We start from the raw sequence: 17,568 nt of genomic DNA on the forward strand, positions 1-17,568 counted from the left end.
GTGGGACGCTATCCAACAGCCGGTGCCGTCGGAGGGCGTTCCCACGGGCAGCCGACTCGACCAGCGAGTGCAACGTACCCGCTCGGCCGTGCAACAGCGGCACTGCAACCCGCCGGCGCGTTGCACCCTGTGTTCCACCCCACCCGCTGCCGGAAGACGAGACGAAGTCCCTGGGGTCACGACGTCCCGAGGCCTCCACTTCGCTGACCTCCCAGCTCAACGATGGGCGAGGTGGCGTGTCACGCCCAGTCCACACCCAGCTTCGCGAGCGACACGAGCTGGTCGGCTGCGCGAGTGCCGCCAGCCTCCGCTGGAACGCCTGCTGCGCCTCGCTTGGCCCTTCGGGCCCCGCGACTGGCTGCAGGGGAGGGAGAGGGCGTTTGGTCGGGCTGCACGCCGAGAGCCGTCAGCCGTGCCTGCCGCTCGGGCAGGAGCCGTGCTCAGATGGGCCGGAGCCACTTGGCGACGTCGCTGCCGTCGAAGACGACGCCCGGTGCGCGATGTGGGGCAGGACGCCGTCGGCGTCGACCAGGTCCCGCCAGGACGCGGTATTGCCGCTGCGAGTCCAGCGCCCACGGGCAGTCTCACTGCTCGTCGAACGCGGTCAGCTGGGCCGCACGGTCCGAAGCACGTTGTGGGTCCTGCAGGGTGAGTGTCGTGGTGCGGTGCACTCGCCGTCCTTCGTGCGACCGCCCTACTCGCGCTGGAGGAGGTTGGGAAGGAGGCGGGGCACCTCGTAGTGCAAAGCGGATGGTCAGGACCGGGTGGGTCTGTCCGGCTCCCGTTCTGCGGGGAAACAGTGGCCGTGCAGGCGGAACACCATTTCGTCAGGTGCCGAGATCATGCGTGCGCGACGCCAAGCGGCGTCGAAGCTCACCGGAGTGGCGGTCGGGTCTCCGTGGCGCATGCGGAGCGCCCGCCAGGAGGTGACGGGGTCGAGTAGGACACGTAACAGCGTCAGTCTCATGCCCGTGGTCCCCCTGCGTGTGCCGGTGGCAGCGGGTCCGGGGGCTGGGCCGGCCCGTCCTTTCCCTTCAGGGTTTCGAGTGCGTCGTGGAGCGCGAGCATGGCCCGGTTCTGCAGGTCGACGTCGGTGAACCCTCGGCCAACGCTCTCCCATTGGGCGAGCACGGGTTCCCACCACTGGCCGGCCGCGGCGATGGACCGGGCCAGCCGGTGCCAGTCCGCCACCTGCTCGGGCCCGGGGCACCCTCCGTGCCGCTCGATCCGGTCGAGGACGAAAAGGTCGGGATGGTCATAGAGGTGGGTGCGCAGGAACCGCAGGCGCTGGACGCGCTCCTCGTCCGCCTGTCGCTGCGCCACAGTGGCACGTGCCGCCGCCGGGAGCCCGAGCTCAGTGCGGGCGGTCAGGTAGCGGTACGGGGCGCCGCGCGTGGGCTGTTCGGCGCCGAGCTCCGCGTTGACGGCGTCCTGTGCGCTGCGTACTTCCATTGCCGGGAACTGCCGTGCGATCTCGCGGGCCCGCGCGACGGTGCGGCTGACGACGAGTTCTTCGAGGCCGGGGCGGGTGCGCAGGGCGGGACGCCATGTGATGGTGAACGTCGCCTCGAAGCAGATGCCCGGTGTGGCACAGGGCAGCAGCCGGGGCTCGGCGCACCGGACGGTACACACCGAGCGTTGCCAGGGCCACCTCATACGGAGGCCCTGGTGAGCGGGAACACGGTGCGTACGCGCGGGTCGACGAGGCGGTCCCAGAAGTCCTCGTCGGCGGTCGCGCCCTCTTCGAGGGTGACGTCGGCCAGAGCCTTCATCAGAGCCATGGAAGCCTTGAACATTCTCTGTCCACGCAGAGCGGGGAGCAGCCGATCCCGGAGCCGGGCGTAAGCGGCGGGATCGGCCGACGCGGCCCTGACCCAGTCGGTGATCCGGGTGATGGCGTCAGGCGCCGTCGCGACACTGCCCAGCAGTGCGCGCAGGGCCGCTTCCACGTCGACCTTCGACCGGGCGTCGTCAGTGAGGAGCCACGGTCCGGAATCGCCTGCCACCGGCATCAGGGCGAGGAAGGCCAGCGGACCGGCCTTGCCGGACTTCCCAGGCTGCTGCCAGGAACGGACCTCAAAGACCAACCGTTCCATGCCGTCGGGCTGCTTCGCCAGTTCCTCGAAGGCGTCGAGGACCTCCGCGAGAGCCGCCTCGTCGCGCGTGTGGTTGGCGACGCGGCGCAGCCGGACCATGGCCATCCTGGCCTGGGACGAGGTGGCGTCCGCGGCGCTGAGGACGCCGCGGCAGATGGAGATCACCGTCGAGGCGTACTCGGCACCCGACGCCCATCCGTACAGCGTGCCCCAGGCTTGGCGCCCCGCGTGCTCGTCGCGCACGGCCCGCGTCATCACCGCGCTGAGCACTTCCTTTTTGCCGGTGCGGGCGAGGGGGCCGAGCTGACCGAAGCGAGGGGTGCTGCCGTGCCGCAGGGTCAGGACGGAGAGCGCGTCGACAACGCGCTCTCCGTCGCCGGCGCCTTCTCTGCCGCCCACCAGCCACTTCAGCAGGGGGTCGCGCATGATCTCGTAGTTGTCCCAGACATAGGTGAGGACGGCCCCGCCGTAGCCGGGCTGGTCGAACACCACGTTGTCCTGGGTGTCGACACGGGCTCCAGCGTCGACTACGCGGCGACGCAACCCTCGTCCCGCGAAGACGGCCTCGGGCGTCGACGTGAAGCCGCCCTTGTCCGCGTCGTTGGTGGTGATGATGTTCTGAAGGCTGCGGGCGGCCACGGCCACTTGAGGCATCGACGCGGACTGGCGCACGGCGAGGGCGAGCAGCAGGCAGCGGTCCTCGAGGGGCAGGGATGCGTCCTTGCCGCGGTGCGTAGAGGTCGTCTCGCCGAACAGGAGGTCGAGCTTGTCCCGCCAGTCGGAGAGGGCGGCGGTGATCCGTGCCGAGAGTCCGGCGTCGACCTTGCTCCAGGAGACTTCGTCCATGGGCAGCTCGGTGCTCGTCAGCCGGACGTGCTCCTGCCATGCGAGCACGATGGTGTCGGTCGCGCGGACCGCTTCCACGGCGTCCCGGCCGTCGAGCGAGTCCTTCGCCGCGCCGCCGGAATGGAGGTATGGGACAAGACCGGGAACGTGTCGGGCCCGCAGATGGGCCTCGACCACCTCCCGTGCCGGGGGAGGTTCGGTCAGGTGGACAACATGGATCCCCGTACGGGCCGGCGCGTAGCGCTCGTTCCAGAGGTTCTTGTCGACGGCCAGCACCAGAGTGGAACCGAGATCACCCAGCTTCTTCGAGTGGTGGGCGAGATTGTCAAGGAAATCCGGCGAGATCCTGTCGTGCTCGGCGTCCTTGAGATCCAGCTGATAGGCATGGCGGAGCTCCAGGGGGAGCCGTCCCGCCTTAGGCGTGTTCCAGTCGGCGTCCAGCTTGACGAGGGGAACGCGATCGTCCGTGGTCTCGGCGAGCAGATGCAGGGCGAGCGTGGTCGAACCGTATGAACGGGGGGACACGATGATCAGCACCGGCTCGCGCAACCGCGCCGGCGCCGCCTCGGGCTCCAGCGCCTGCGCCCACACCTGGTTCCACTGCCCCGCGCGAACCAGCGGGCCGCGTCGGATGGCCTCACGGGACTGGACGACACCCTCCAGAACGTCCTTCTTACGGGTCTCCAGGTGCATGTGGTCGACCTTGCCCACGACCATCTCGGGGCGGTTCACCGTGACCGGGACCTGTGCCGAGCCCGCCGTCAGGGACGGCACGACCACGACCGGCGGATCGGTGCGTCGTCCAACGAGCGGGTCCTCCGTGTGCCGGGAGGGGGCGGGGGGTGCGAACGAGGGAGGGGCGGGAACACCGGGCGGAGGCGCCTGACCGCCGTCGGCATCGGTGACATCACCGGTAGCGGGATCGCCGGTGCCGGTTTCGTCACCGGCAGGGAAGCCACTGGCAGGCGAGCCACCGGCGCGGAAGCCGTTCCCGGGTCCGGACGGTACCGAATCAGGGGATACGAGCGGGTCGTGCGAGGTCATGCGGGGGATGCCTTTCCACGAGGCGGACAGGGTCGGTACGGCAACGGGCAGGGGGGGCACGGGCACAGACACGGGCTCGCGCACGGGTACGGCCAGGTACGCGCGTGTCAGATGCCGCGCCGGTCGATGCGCATGTGGTCGACGTGGTTGATGAGCGTCGGGTCGGACATGGCACCGTTGATCTGGAAGACCGACGAGGAGCCCCCTGACGGGGTGTGCGGCGGGGCGTCGGCTGGGGCCGTTGCGCAGACATCGGCGGTACCGCCCGTCTCCTCGGTAGCCTCGGTCGCCTTCGCGGACATCGCCAGGCTGAGGAGGTACGGGGTCAGACCCGGTACGTAAAGCCGGCACCGCTCCTCGAAGCCGGGCTTCCCCTCGACCCGCGCCACCGCAGGCAGAAAGTGCCTCTCGGACGGCTCCGCCGTCCGGCCCGCACCCACGGTGCACCGGTACGCCGGCTCCGAGACGATGGCCGCCAGGAACCCGCCCTCGTGCTCGCCAGCAGCGGCTAGCGCCTGGCGGACGGCGCCGCTGTCCAACAGCCGGCACACCTCGTTGATGGCGTCGCCGCGATGATCGGGCAGGGAAAGTGACCCGATGTGCACGGCGGCGCGCAGCCGGATCGAGGGGCCGTCGGGGAGACGCTCCCGGTCGTAACGGACGAGCGCCGCGTGCAGGTGGCCGAGTAGAGGATCGATCAGCCGGCCGGTGTCCTTGGCGGGCAGCACGAGGATCGCGCCATCGCCTGTGTCCTTGAACGTGCCGGGCACGGACCGAGGGTCCGCGATCCCGCTATGGGCCAGCACGGTGGTGAGGACATCGTCCAGGTCGGACCGCACCGGCGCCATCATGGCCTCGGGGAGCCTGCTGTAGCCCTGCATGTCGACGGCCAGCAGGGCCTGTTGGGGCGGGACGTCGGACGACGCGTACGGGGAATCGGGCATGACGCCACGGGCCTTTCGGTCAGGAGCGGGAAGCGGTCGCATCATGGTCAGCGGTCCGTTCGCACCGCGGTGCCCACTACTGGGCACCGCGCGTGTGTGCCCCGTCACTCGGTGCCGCTGGCCTGAACCTCGATCGCCTCGATGTCGTGGATCAGCAGACCGCCGCCCGGCTCGGTCTCCAGCCACCCCCGCTCCCGCCACGGCTTGATCGCTGCCCCCACGGCGTTGCGGGAAGCCCCGATCATCTGCGAGAGCTCGGCCTGAGTCAGGCGTACGACGAGTCCGGCCCGGCCCGCCGGAGCCGCCCGCGCGAGCCGGCCTAGCGCATTCGCCAGCCGTACGGGCACACATGCGGTGGCAAGCTCGAGCCGGACCGCCTCGCCCTCCCGGATGCGTGCGATCGCATGCCGGAGCAGCGAGTCGAGCAGGCTGTATCGTTCGACGAACTGAAGGAATTCAGGCGCGGGAACGAGGTGGACACGGCAGGTCTCCGCCGCGATCACGGACGCCGAACGCGGCTGCGCGTCCAGGACCGCCAGTTCACCCAGTAACTCGCCGGACCCCCGCACCGACAAAAGCGTTCGCTCCCCGCCGGAACCTGTCAGGGTCACCAGCGCCGACCCTTCCGACAGGACGATCACATGCGTACCCGGATCACCCTGGCGCAGCAGCACGCTACGCGCGGGACGTACCCGCTCGGGGGCGAGGGCACGCAACAGCGCCCACAGCCGCTCGCCCATCACGTTCCTGTGTGGTTGATACATATCCCCCCAGACCCGCGGCTCTACCAAACCGGACGAAGGTTGTCAGGGAGCGAGAAGAGCGATCAACAGTCCCATTCCGGCCATAGCCAACGCCGCGATGACGAAATCGACGGACCAACGGACGGCACCGAACTTCCGACGGGCTAGCACCTCGAACACAGCCAGCCGGCCGACCTCCTGATGCGTCAACGACTCGACATCCGTCCGCTGCGCGACGCCCGCGGCCCCCCACCCGAAGGCGGCCCCACGGGGAAGCACCGGCCGCAGCGCCATGAGCGCCGTGCCCACGGCCGATCCCAGCAGGACCGCTATGGCCATCAGCACCGGCTCGATCGGACCACCGCCCGGCGACGTCACCCACACCCCTGCGATCAGGGCCAGGAGACCACCGGCCACCCCGCACAGGGCCGTCGCCTTCGTATCTGCCCGCTGCACCTCCACGAACAACTCAGCGTTGCGCGTCCGCAGCATGCTCAGTGCCTCCTCACCCTCCCCGGCACGTCCATGAATCCGCCGCTTCCCCACGAGTAGCCCCTCTCCTCAGCCTCTGGCTTCGACCTCCACCTTCGTCCTACGGCGCCCCGCCCGCCGCCCTCAGCAGGGCACCGGACACGAGCGCTTCCTCACACCCCATGCGCGGACGACTCCTTGGAACGCCTCCGCACCTACCACTCGCCAGACGCAGTTGATGCAGGCGCCGCTGCAAGATCGCCCCTGTTCCCAGCCAAAGTTGCTTCCACCATCGCGCCACCACCGCATGGCCAGAGCGAACACCCGCTCCGGCTCCACCCCCGCCCGCACCGCCCGCCGCCTCGGTCGTCGGACAAAGCCGGCGACGGACGGGATCTTCGCGAGCAGGGCCATCAACTGGGTGACGTCGTTGCGATTGCCGCCGGTCAGCGACACGGAGAGCGGGATGCCGTGGCTGCGATCTCTCGTTTTGGTGGCAGTGGTGTGAGGGGCAGCGGGTTGTGAGGGTGTTGATGCTGGTCATGGATTGTTTTGGGGTTGAAAGGTCACTGTCCTGGAAGTGAGAGATCTATAGAGCATGGCTGTCGTGGAGTGTTTTCGCATGGGGGGTGATGCTGTGTCAGTTTCGTGAGTTCTGATCCGCTGGCGGGTGGGTGCTGGTGTGCTCGAGGGTGTGGATCGGACAGAGCAGGACCTGACTCCGGAAGGGGCGGGTGGTGATGTGGGTGGGGTGTTGCCGGCCGTGTCGGTTCGGGCGTTGCGGTCACCGGCGGTGCGTCGTCTGCTGGCCCTGCGGCGAGAGGGGAAACTCACCACTGGGCAGGTGAGGTCGGTGGCGGACGTGCTGGAGGTGCGGGAGCGTGCGGTGTGGCGGTGGCTGGCCGCGGCTGAGGGGGACGAGGCCGCGGCTGCGGCGCCGGGTGAGCGGGCCGCGTATCCCGGCCGGTTCACGGTTACTGATGAGATCCGGGTTCTGTTGGGGCTGTGGAAGGGCAACGTCGCGGCGGTTCATCGTGAGTTGACCGCTCGCGCGGCCAGGGGTGAGGGGGAGTCGCCTCCGTCGATTCCGACGTTGCACCGTGCGATCCGTCGTGATCTGACACCGGGGGAGCGGGTGGGGCTTGCGGGCGGGGAGCGGGCGGCGCGTAAGCATGATGTGTTCCTGGCCCGGCCGCGGGGCTGGCGTAACAAGGTGTGGGAGACCGACCATGTGCAGGCCCCGGTGCTGGTCGACGTTGATGGCAAAGCCCGCCGGCCGTGGATCACCTGGTTCACCGACTGCGCCACGAACGCGATCACCGGCGTTGCCGTCACCCCGGTGTATCCGTCGCGGGAGTCGGTACTGGCCGCGCTGCGCTCCGCCGTGGTGCGCGAGGACCCCTACGGCCCGTTCGGCGGTCTACCAGAGAAGGTGCGGGTGGACCGTGGCAAGGACTTCCTGTCCCGGACGGTGACCGCCGCGTTCACTCTCCTCGACGTCACCGTGGAGGATCTGCCCGCCTACACCCCTCATCTCAAAGGCACGTGGAGGGCTTGAACCGTGCGGTGGAGAGCATGTTCCTGGCCGCGCTGCCCGGCTACGCCCGCCAGCCGCGCCCCGGCAAACGAGCTGCCCGTGCGAAGGACGAGGTACTGCTCAGTTTCGAGGACTTCACCGCCCGGCTGCTGGACTGGACCCGGTGGTGGAACGCCGAGCACCGCCCCGCACCCCTGCAGGGCAGGACTCCGCTTGAGGCGTGGCAGGACGATCTCACCCCGCTGCGGGACGTACCGGCCGTGGACCTGTGGACGTTCACCCTGGAAGACGCCGGCACCCGCACGCTGACCACCCGCGGCATCCGTTTCAGGAGACGTGACTACGTCGGGGCGTGGATGACCGGCCAGGCCGGTGTCCCCGTCCGTATCCGTTTCATGCCCCACCACGACCACCGCGTCGAGGTCTACCACGCCACCACCGGCCGCTACCTCGGCCCCGCGGACCTGGCCGACCGGGCCACCGATGAACAGATCAGCGCCGTACGCAAGGCACGAGCGGCCCGTACCCGCCGCCTGAAGAAGGACCTCCAGGCTTCCCAGCGCGAGCGCTACGCCGCCGTCAATCAGCCCGAGGCACCCCAGCGGCTCGGCGCGCTGACCGGTGCGCAGGCCGACGCCGAGCTCGCCCTGAGTGCCGGCGCCAGCCTGTCGCAGCTCGCGCTGCCGGACATCGTCCCGCCCGCCGTACCCCCGGCCGGGTGGCGTACTCCTGCTTCCCTGGCCGCGCTGACCGGTCCCGGCCGGCCCGGGCCGGCATCACTCGCTCACAACGGTGCCTCACCCGCTTCAAGCGGTGCCTGCGCCCCCGAAGCCCCTCACGAGCTGACGGAACCTGCCTGCGCCGACGACGCAGACGCTTCGTCGCCTCGCTCCACCGACGAACATGGAGATGCCTCGTGACCGCGGTCACCTACCAGTACGTCGACCTACCTGGCTTTGTTCACTTCAACCGACAGCGTTTGTTCGTGAGTTCCGGCGGCGTTCGGTGATGATCGGCGCTTGGAATGTTCACGGGAAATAGCGGCAGCGTCTTGGTCGTGCCGCTCGTCGACGTGCGTCTCCGATCGGCGTGATCGGTCAGCGAAAAAGGAGCCGTGCTGTCTGGGGCAGAGGTGGCACCATGCGGTGTCATGGCAGATGACAGCACCAGTGCGTTTCAGGCGGGCCAGACGGGGCTCATCGTCCGGATTCCGGAGGCGGAGCCGGCCGTCCGTGGGTGGCGTGAACGGCTCGACCCCTCAGCTCGGGCCGGGGTTCCAGCCCATGTCACCGTGCTTTTCCCGTTCCTCGACGAGAGCCGAATAGATGCGCTCGTCTACTCGGCTCTCGCGAGCGTGCTGGGAAGTCACCAGACCTTTGACCTGCGGTTCGAGAGATGTGGACGGCTCCCGGGAGTGCTGTATCTCGTCCCCGAGCCTGATACGCAGTTGCGGCAGCTCACGGAGGCGATCGCTGATCGTTGGCCTGAGGCTCCGCCGTATGGCGGCCGGTTCGCCGAGGTCGTGCCGCACCTGACCATCGCTCAAGGTCAGGAAGACGTGGTCCTGGAGGAGATCGAGGCTGACCTCGCCAGCAGGCTCCCGTTCACGTCTCAGGTCTCGTCGGTTGAACTCATCGTGCACGACGGCACGAAGTGGCAAGAACGGGCGTCGTTCGCACTCGGAGAATGAAGCAGGTCATGAGGCTTGGCTGGTCCGCTGCCCCTTGGGGCAGCGGACCAGCAGAGGACTCCGGTCAGCCGGCTTCAGCGTGCTCGGCGCGGGCTCGGGTGCTGGCGAGGCGGTAGGAGTCGGTGCCGGTCTCGATGATGGTGCCGTTGAAGGTGAGGCGGTCGACGATGGCCGCGCAGAGGCGAGGGTCGGTGAACGTCTTGGTCCAGCCGCCGAACGACTCGTTGGAGGCGATGGCGACGCTGTTCTTTTCCTCGCGTTCGGTCAGGACCTGGAAGAGGAGTTCGGCGCCGCGGCGGTCGAGTTCCATGTAGCCGAGTTCATCGATGCACAAAAGATCGACCCGGCCGTAGCGGGCGATCGTCTTGGAGAGTTGCTTCTCGTCGGCGGCCTCGACGAGCTCGTTGACCAGCTTCGTCGCGAGCACGTACTTGACCCGGTAGCCGGCCATGGCCGCCTCGGTTCCCAGGGCGATCAGCATGTGCGACTTGCCGGTTCCGGAGTCGCCGATCAGGCAGAGGGGCTGGCTCTTCTTGATCCATTCGCAGCTGGCGAGGGTGTGGATGGTGGCGGCGTCGATGTTCGGGTTCGCGTCGAAGTCGAAAGTCCGCAGGGACTTGTCCCGGGGGAAGCCGGCTGCCTTGATCCGCCGTTCCGAACGGCGCCGGGACTGGTCGTCGCACTCGGCCATCAGCAGTTCGGCGAGGAAGCCGCGGTAGGTCATCTGGTCCTTCAGCGCCCGGTCGGCGATGTCGGCAAACTCGTTTCTGATCGAGGGGAGCCGTAGCAGGCGGCAGGCGGTGTCGATGGCCGTGGTGGCGGCCTGCTCGGTCAGTCCTCGCTGGCGGGGCAGGGTCACTGTGTTTCTCCCTCGCGTTGTTCACCGGCGCTGGCGCGACGGCGTCGGAGCAGTTGGTCGTAGTGGGTCACCGAGGGCAGCGGCCTGGTGTCCGGGGGAAAATGCGCGAGCCGCCACTCGTGCAGAAACGTCACGGTGGCCGCGCCCGGGGTTCCGTCCGGCTCGTCCTCGGCCTGGGCGATTTTGCGGGCTTCCAGTGCGACCGTGTCCGCGGTCAGGGCTCCTGCCCGCAAGGCCATCGCGAGTCCGGCGACCAGGTGCTCGTGCGGGAGGTGGCGGGCCAGCAGCAGCACCTCGATCAGCGCTCTCGTCCCGGCTGTGTCTCCGTGGGCCTTGACCGCCGCGGCCCACCAGGCGTCATGGACCGGGGTGAACTTGCCCGCCGAGCGGGCCTGTTCGAGCGCGGTGGCGCCGGGGAAGGCACCTGGCTTGCGGATCAGGGCCTCCAGGTAGTGGTCCAGATCCAGGCGGCAGCCGTCCTTAGCGATCAGCCGCTCGTGTCGGGCCCCTTCCACGTTCCGGTCGTAAACCACCAGGTGAGAGGCGTGCAGCACGACACGGACCCGTTTGCCGATCAGCCGGACCGGCACCGAGTAGCGGTTCGTGCGGACCGCGATCTGGCTGTAGCGGTCGACCCTCGGAGTGAAGAGCCGGCCCGTCTCAAAGGACTCTTCCGGCAGCGGCATCAGCAGCGGTCGCTCGACCTCTCCGTTCGTACGTCAGCGACAAGGTCAGCCGAGACGGCTCCGTCGCGTCGCCCGTGGGGATGGCTCAGTCGAAGAAGAGGGACAGGTCTTCCAACGAGCCGGGGCCGGTGAAGAAGCCCTCCGCGGTGGCCAGGTCTCTGGCGAATCGGGGCTCGCGCTCGGCCAGTGCCTGGTCGAGGTCTTGTCGTTGCTGCAGAGGCTGGTCCCGGGCCGTGGCGTTGAGGTCGGAGATGGTTGCCAACATCAGTTGTTGCCACCGCTCGCCCTGTTCGGCGAGCGCGTAAATGCCAGAGAGCAGGTCGGCCATGCCGACCGGGCGAGAGAGTGATGAGGGTTTCGTGCCCACGACAGGATGAAGTTCCCAGCCCCCGGCCCGTGCCGCGAGCCGCAGCACACCAGCCCAGTTCCTGATGCGTCCAAGGCGCACGTATACGGACTCGTCGTCGTGCGGCGGCAAATGGCCACCGTGCAGGGGATTGGTGGCCGCCTCCACGTCGGCCAGGATCTGGCGTTCCGCTCCAGTCAGGACCCACTGTCCCTCTTGCTGCGCTTCCACAGCGGCACTGGTCCAGTCCTCGGCCGCAGCCAGTAGCGACGCGAAGTCAGCTGGGTCATTGACGGGTGAGGGCGAGGGCTCAGTGATCACACTGGTCAGTATCCGATGCTGTCTTGCTGCAGCACGAGCTTGGGTCAGCAACCGACAGCGTCAGGCGAGACAGACCTGCCGATCTGCCGCCCAGCGGCAACATCGACTGAGACTGGCCGCCCAGCACCTCTCACCACTGATTGCATCGGCCCAGGGCACTGGACGGCTCACCGGCAATGATCAACTGAGACAGGACAGTGGTACTCAGAACCCGTCGCCCCATCCGAAGGTGACGTTGTACGCGCGCTGGAGTGCGTGCCGGCCATGGTCCCCGTCGGCGTAGGCCCACGCGAGGGCTGCGGAGAACCAAAGCAGAAAGACTCCGCTGACGATGCCCAGAGCTACCAGCTTGCCGTACCAGCTGAGGAGGACCAAGGCGATAGTCACGATTGCCGCGCCGAGGTGGGCTCCCCGCGAGTCGAGCGACGCAGCCTTTCGCGCCGCTCCGCCCTCGGCTCGTTCTGCGGCGAACCGTTCCTCTCGAACAGACTCAGGTTCGTTCTCGTCGAAGTTCATCTCATCCCCCTGGCCGTGACGCTACATGGACCCGGACCACGTCGGCAGAGGAGCACCGCGAGGGATATGGATCAGGTACTCACCAGGGTTAGACCTGTTGGGGCTGCTCCCCGCCTGCGCGGGGATGGTCCCAAGGCGTAGGGTCCCGAGACAAGAGTGAAGCCCTGCTCCCCGCGCCCGCGGGGATGGTCCCTTCGCCATCCACTTGGCGGTCTCGTTGTCGAGCTGCTCCCCGCGCTGGCGGGGATGGTCCCGCGGGCGCGGCCACCCGGCTCGCCGAGGTCCTCTGCTCCTGGCGTGTGTGGGGATGGTTCTTCGTCGGCGTCCCGTCAGTCCTTGGCGTGTGGCTCTTTCTTGCTCGTGCGGGGATGGTTGCTCTCTCATCGGTCGGCGGCTGCCGTTGAGGTTCTGCTTCATGTGTCTGTGGGTGTGGTGAGTGGGTTTTACCGCGGGGGTGGGGCCGGCTTGGCCTGTGTGGCTTGCAGGCTGTTGTTCGTGTTGGGTGGGCGTGTTGTGAGTTGTGAGGCGGGTGCCTGGCGGTCGTTCCGGTTTCCTGCGGGTGCGGGGGAGTGCTGTCTGGTTTGTCGGTTTCGGTGAACTGGTTCAGATGGCCTGGGGCGTGGGGTAGAACTGCAGGTCAGGAAGTCTGCTCCCCGCCTGCGCGGGGATGGTCCCCCCGGGCGGCGTCCCGCCGCCCGGCCACGGGCCTGCTCCCCGCGCCCGCGGGGATGGTCCCCACGCCAGCCCGGTCTCGTTGCGCGCTGTCTGCTGCTCCCGCGCCTGCGGGGATGGTCCCTCGCGGAACCACCTGACGTGCGGCTTGACGTTGCTGCTCCCCGCGCCTGCGGGGCTGGTCCCGCCCTGCCCCAGAGGGCGGGTTCGGAGTCGTCCTGCTCCCCGCGCCCGCGGGGATGGTCCCCGGCACTCGGCGTTCCACGCCTCGAAGCCGAGCTGCTGCCCGCGCCCGCGGGGATGGTCCCTCCACCGGCACCAACCTCACCGGCGCCAGCCTCTGCTCCCCGCTCGCGCGGGGATGGTCCCAATCCGAGCGTTCAGGGCACGAAAGGCTGGTCCTGCTCCCCGCTCGCGTGGGGATGGTCCCATCGCGGTGCCGGACTTGTTCGGCAGCGACGCCTGCTCCCCACGCCCGCGGGGATGGTCCCAGAAGACGCGACAGCGCCGCGCACGGCGGTACCTGCTCCCCGCGCCCGCGGGGATGGTCCCGCCCCGTCCGTCGATGCGGACTACACCCTCGGCTGCTCCCCGTGCCGGCGAGGATGGTCGTCCGGTGTCCCGGCCGTGGCCGTCGGCTACGTCTTGCTCCCCGCACCCGCGGGGATGGTCCCGCCTGCATGGTGACAGCGTCAGCGGCGTCGTACTGCTCCCCGCACCGCGGTGATGGTCCCCACAGCCGCAGATCAGTCAGGGCGTCCGCCAGCTGCTCCCCGCGCACGCGGGGATGGTCCCTCGACCGGGGCGGGGCCGAAGCCGAGGAAAGACTGTTCCCCGTTTGCGCCGGGATGGTCCCCCCACCGGGCCCCGCACCGAACCGACCGCCACTGTTCCCCGCGTCTGCGGGGATGGTCCCTACCTCTGGCGCGAGATCATGGACGCTGGCCTCTGCTCCCCGCACCCGCGGGGATGGTCCCACGCGCTACAGCCTCGCCGACGCCGCGAGGGTCTGCTCCCCGCCCGCGCGGGGATGGCCCCCGAGGCCGTCTGACGGCCCGGCAGGACCAGGGCTGCTCCCCGCGTCCGCGGGGGATGGTCCCCCGCAGAAGCTGCGGTACGGCGTCGTCGTCGACTGCTCCCCGCGCCCGCGGGGTTGGTCCCTCCTGGCACGGCACGCACACCGACAGCACGGACTGCTCGCCGCCCGCGCGGGGATGGCCCCGAGTGAGCCAGCAGACGGACCAGCCGAAGCCCTGCTCGCCGCCCGCGCGGGGATGGTCCCGGCCGGGCCGGGTGGGCGTACACCCCGCCGGCTGCTCCCTGTGTCCGTGGGGATGGCCCCAATGGGTGGAACTCGGTGACGGGCATCTGGACCTGCTCCCCGTACGCGAGGGGGGATGCTCCGCAGTGCTCGCTACTGGGGTCTGCGCCTCGATCTGTTCCCCGCGCCTGCGGGGATGGTCCCAGACCGCACTCCTCGCCGTCGTGTCATGCGTCCTGCTCCCCGCGCCCGCGGGGATGGTCCCGCGGCTTGATCAGCAGTACGGGACGGCCGTCCCTGCTCCCCGCGTGTGCGGGAGGTTGGTCCCGGGCCCGTAGGTGTAGGCGAGCCAGGCGTCGGGCTGCTCTCCGCGCTTGCGGGGATGGTCTCGAGATCAAGGGGTACCCGTGACGGGTACGTGACTTGTTCCCCACGTACGTGGAGTTCTGGTCGCTTGGGTCGCTGTGTTGGGCGAGTGTTGCGGTGTGCTGGCTTGGCTGTGTCTGCGGCTTACCACCGTGCTTACCAACGACTGTGTCTCGCGCCTGCGGGGATGGTCCCGCCCAGGCGCCCGTGTAGTAGGCGTAGCCGTTCTGCTCCCCGCGCCCGCGGGGATGGTCCCACCGTGTAGCCGTCCAGCAGGTGCTGCTCCACCTGCTCCCCGCGCCTGCGGGGATGGCCCCCGGGCCTGATCCTTGGTCGTCGCCGCGGCGAGCTGCTCCCCGTGCCCGCGGGGATGGTCCCGCGGCCTACTCTCCGCGATGAAGGCGTGGCTCTGCTCCCCGTGCACGCCGGGATGGTCCCTGCTTGGCCTGGGCGAGGCGGATGGACAGGTTCTGCTCCCCGTGCACGCGGGGATGGTCCCGACGACCGGCCCCTGACGCGCGCCGGCGCGCAGTGCTCCCCGCGCTGGCGGGGATGGTCCCGGCAGGATGAAAACGCCGGAGTCGCGGCCACCCTGCTCCCAGCGCCCGCGGGGATGGTCCCGAGGACCAGCCGCGCGAGACCTTCAACGAGGACTGAGCCCCGTACCCGCGGGGATGGTCCCCACTATCGGCTTGTCGGTCTCTCCCCCCGCACACTGCTCCCCGCGCCTGCGGGGATGGTCCCGTCTCCATCCCGGCCTGCAGCGTCAGCAGGACCTGCTCCCCACGCGTGCGGGGATGGCCCCTATGCCCACTGCGCGCTGGTCCGGCTCTATCTGCTCCCCGCGTGTGCGGGGATGGTCCCATGCCAGAGCTGCTGTGGATCTGGCGGACCGTCTGCTCCCGGTTGCCGCGGGGATGGCTCGATGCCTGCTCATGTCGCGGCCGAGCTGCGGCATCGCTCCCCGTACCCTGCGGGGTTGGTCCGGACGAGGCTGCTATGCACGGCATCCACGGCCCGTGTTCCTCGTGCTCGCGTGGGGATGGTCCCCTCAACGGGCGCCGGCCTCTGGGCCCGGGGCCTGCTTCCCGCCTGCGGGGATGGTCCCATCCTGCTCTCCGCCGTCGGCGTGAGCGCCTTCTGCTCCCGGCTGTGCGGGGGTGGCCCCTCGTCGACGAAGACGACGGCGGCGGGGGTGTTCCTGCTCGTGTGGGGATGGTTCCAGGTAATGGGCGTCAGAGCCCAGGTCCGCGCGCTGCTCCCTGCCTGCGCGGGGATGGTCCTGTGGAGCGTGAGCGGCACACGATCACCAGCTCCTGTTCCCTGCTCGTGTGGGGATGGCTTCTGCATCCTGGCGAAGGGGGACAGGTGGCCGTGTCTGTTCCGTGTTCGTGTGGGGATGGTCTCAGGCCGGGTGGCCTGCGCCCGCGCCTGCGTCCTTTGGGATTCGGTATGCGGAATCTGTATTTGGCTGTTCTTCGTGTCTGCGGGGTGTTTCTTTCCGCGTGTTTCGGGGCGTCGGCGAGGTCGGCTGCTCCGCGCGGGGGATGGTCCCGGCTCGGGTTTGGCTGGTGGTGAGTTGGTGCTCATTGCAGGGTTGGTGGGGTGTTGGTCTGTGAGGTTGGGGGTGTTTCCTCGGGTGAGGGGGGAGTGCTGTGAGTGGTGAGGTTGGCGTCTGGTGGTGCCGGCTGTGGGTTTGGGCTGAGCGAGGGCTTGTGTCGTCTGTTCGCCTGTGTGACGGCTCAGGTCTGGCGTCAGCGGTGTGACGGCTGTGCGTGCCCGGCGGTGTTCCTGGTCGTGGATGCCTGGGCGGGACCGGTTTACCGTGGGTGCTCGGTATGTGCTGTTAGGTGTGTCTGGTTTGCCGGTTTCGGTGAAAGTGGTTCAGACGGCAGTGAGTGTGGGGTAGGACTGCAGGTCACGGAGTCTGCTCCCCGCCTGCGCGGGGATGGTCCCGGCGGGATCGGGTACGTCACCGAGCGACGCCACTGCTCCCCGCCTGCGCGGGGATGGTCCCACCGACCGGCGGGCCAAGTCGTCGGCCGTCTTCTGCTCCCCGCCTGCGCGGGGATGGTCCCGCCGAAACCCTGTAGGAGACCCGGGCCGGAGTCTGCTCCCCGCCTGCGCGGGGATGGTCCCGGCGGGATCGGGTACGTCACCGAGCGACGCCACTGCTCCCCGCCTGCGCGGGGATGGTCCCACCGACCGGCGGGCCAAGTCGTCGGCCGTCTTCTGCTCCCCGCCTGCGCGGGGATGGTCCCGCCGAAACCCTGTAGGAGACCCGGGCCGGGGGCTGCTCCCCGCCTGCGCGGGGATGGTCCCGATGTGCTCGTGGTAGCCGCGGGTGTCCGAAGCTGCTCCCCGCCTGCGCGGGGATGGTCCCCTGAACGTGACGCCGGACCGCGACCTGATGCACTGCTCCCCGCGCACGCGGGCATGGCCCCCGACCGGGGGACCCCTGATGGTGACGGCTCGACTGCTCCCCGCCTACGCGGGGTTGGCCCCTACATCTGCCTTGCCCTCCTCGACGGCACGATCTGCTGCCCGCTTGCGCGGGGATGGCCCGATCGACGCTTCCATGAAGCTCTTCGGTCCGATCTGCTCCCCGCGCGTGCGGGGATGGTCCCTGCGCCGGCACGGCGTAGGCGAGCCAGTAGCTCTGCTCCCTGTGCGTGTGGGGATGGCTCTACGCCGGCAAACAGGGCGTCGACCTCCTCAAGCTGCTCTCCGTGCACGCGGGGATGGCCCCTCCAGCGGCACTAACCTCACCGGCGCTGGCCTCTGCTCCCCGCCTGCGAGGGGATGGCCTCTCGTTGAGCCAGGCTGTGCTGAACTGCTCGTGCTGCTCCCCGCCTGCGCGGAAATGGTTCCGAGCTACCCGGGGCTCACCGGCCCGGACACCACCTGCTTCCCGTGCCCGCTGGGATGGTCCCCCGGCCGCCCTGTTTAGCGGCCCCGCCCGTATCTGTTCCCCGTGCACGCGGGGTTGGTCTTGCGGTGGCGAGGGCTTCGCCGTTGTGCGGTGGAAGCTGCTTCCCGCTCGTGTGGGGATGGCCGCGTACCTGCGGTTGTGTTCTCGCTTTGGGATTTGGTATGCGGAATCTGCATACGACTGTTCCTTGTGCCTGCGGGGATGTTCCTGCGCAGTGGGAGCCACTTGCCCGCGCCCT

General features: G+C 69.3%; 10 protein-coding genes and 2 pseudogenes. 2 read left to right on the forward strand and 10 right to left on the reverse strand.

The features are described from left to right. Positions 1-963: 963 nt before the first annotated feature. The 6 genes and pseudogenes from OG309_RS38015 to OG309_RS38040 form a co-directional block, all read right to left on the reverse strand. Positions 964-1,632, reverse strand: a complete 669-nt coding sequence (locus OG309_RS38015) for a hypothetical protein (protein WP_329417093.1) — start codon at positions 1,630-1,632, stop codon at positions 964-966. A gap of 20 nt (positions 1,633-1,652) precedes the next feature. After that, entirely contained in the window at positions 1,653-3,722 is a 2,070-nt protein-coding gene (locus OG309_RS38020; protein WP_329417091.1) for a hypothetical protein, read from the reverse strand. Between the two features lie 371 nt (positions 3,723-4,093). Next, on the reverse strand, positions 4,094-4,930 hold the full coding sequence (locus OG309_RS38025) for a hypothetical protein (protein WP_329417088.1): 837 nt from the start codon (positions 4,928-4,930) through the stop codon (positions 4,094-4,096). Positions 4,931-5,034: 104 nt separating this feature from the next. After that, positions 5,035-5,670, reverse strand: a complete 636-nt coding sequence (locus OG309_RS38030; RefSeq protein WP_329417087.1) for a Crp/Fnr family transcriptional regulator — start codon at positions 5,668-5,670, stop codon at positions 5,035-5,037. Positions 5,671-5,736: 66 nt separating this feature from the next. Continuing rightward, positions 5,737-6,165 carry a hypothetical protein gene (locus OG309_RS38035; RefSeq protein WP_329417084.1) on the reverse strand — a complete coding sequence of 143 codons (429 nt, stop codon included), beginning with the start codon at positions 6,163-6,165 and terminating at the stop codon, positions 5,737-5,739. Between the two features lie 333 nt (positions 6,166-6,498). Continuing rightward, positions 6,499-6,615 (reverse strand): annotated as a pseudogene (locus OG309_RS38040) (IS5/IS1182 family transposase); the annotation flags it as partial. A gap of 322 nt (positions 6,616-6,937) precedes the next feature. Here OG309_RS38040 and OG309_RS38245 point away from each other — a divergent pair. Continuing rightward, positions 6,938-8,601, forward strand: a pseudogene (locus OG309_RS38245) (transposase). A 230-nt stretch (positions 8,602-8,831) separates the two neighbouring features. Beyond that, entirely contained in the window at positions 8,832-9,371 is a 540-nt protein-coding gene (locus tag OG309_RS38055) for a 2'-5' RNA ligase family protein (protein ID WP_329417079.1), read from the forward strand. A 64-nt stretch (positions 9,372-9,435) separates the two neighbouring features. On the opposite strand, the gene istB is transcribed toward OG309_RS38055, so the two are convergent. The 4 genes from istB to OG309_RS38075 form a co-directional block, all read right to left on the reverse strand. Next, complete coding sequence (gene istB, locus OG309_RS38060) at positions 9,436-10,230, reverse strand: IS21-like element helper ATPase IstB (protein WP_329417076.1); 795 nt, start codon at positions 10,228-10,230, stop codon at positions 9,436-9,438. After that, the gene (locus tag OG309_RS38065; protein WP_329417074.1) at positions 10,227-10,916 is read right to left on the reverse strand and encodes a Mu transposase domain-containing protein; all 690 of its coding nucleotides are present in this window, start codon (positions 10,914-10,916) and stop codon (positions 10,227-10,229) included. The genes istB and OG309_RS38065 overlap by 4 nt, the downstream gene beginning before the upstream one ends. A gap of 85 nt (positions 10,917-11,001) precedes the next feature. Next, positions 11,002-11,583, reverse strand: a complete 582-nt coding sequence (locus OG309_RS38070) for a hypothetical protein (RefSeq protein ID WP_329417072.1) — start codon at positions 11,581-11,583, stop codon at positions 11,002-11,004. A gap of 204 nt (positions 11,584-11,787) precedes the next feature. After that, positions 11,788-12,099, reverse strand: coding sequence for a hypothetical protein (locus OG309_RS38075; protein ID WP_329417070.1), 312 nt, complete (start codon positions 12,097-12,099; stop codon positions 11,788-11,790). Positions 12,100-17,568: the final 5,469 nt, after the last annotated feature.

It is taken from the genome of Streptomyces sp. NBC_01268 (assembly GCF_036240795.1).
Lineage (GTDB): Bacteria > Actinomycetota > Actinomycetes > Streptomycetales > Streptomycetaceae > Streptomyces.

What these genes read in the sequence shown, in the direction of transcription:
- OG309_RS38030 (WP_329417087.1), bottom strand. Translation starts at nt 5,670, where the DNA reads ATGGGCGAGCGGCTGTGGGCGCTGTTGCGTGCCCTCGCCCCCGAGCGG.
- OG309_RS38075 (WP_329417070.1), bottom strand. Translation starts at nt 12,099, where the DNA reads ATGAACTTCGACGAGAACGAACCTGAGTCTGTTCGAGAGGAACGGTTC.
- OG309_RS38035 (WP_329417084.1), bottom strand. Translation starts at nt 6,165, where the DNA reads ATGCTGCGGACGCGCAACGCTGAGTTGTTCGTGGAGGTGCAGCGGGCA.
- OG309_RS38055 (WP_329417079.1), top strand. Translation starts at nt 8,832, where the DNA reads ATGGCAGATGACAGCACCAGTGCGTTTCAGGCGGGCCAGACGGGGCTC.
- OG309_RS38065 (WP_329417074.1), bottom strand. Translation starts at nt 10,916, where the DNA reads ATGCCGCTGCCGGAAGAGTCCTTTGAGACGGGCCGGCTCTTCACTCCG.
- OG309_RS38025 (WP_329417088.1), bottom strand. Translation starts at nt 4,930, where the DNA reads ATGCCCGATTCCCCGTACGCGTCGTCCGACGTCCCGCCCCAACAGGCC.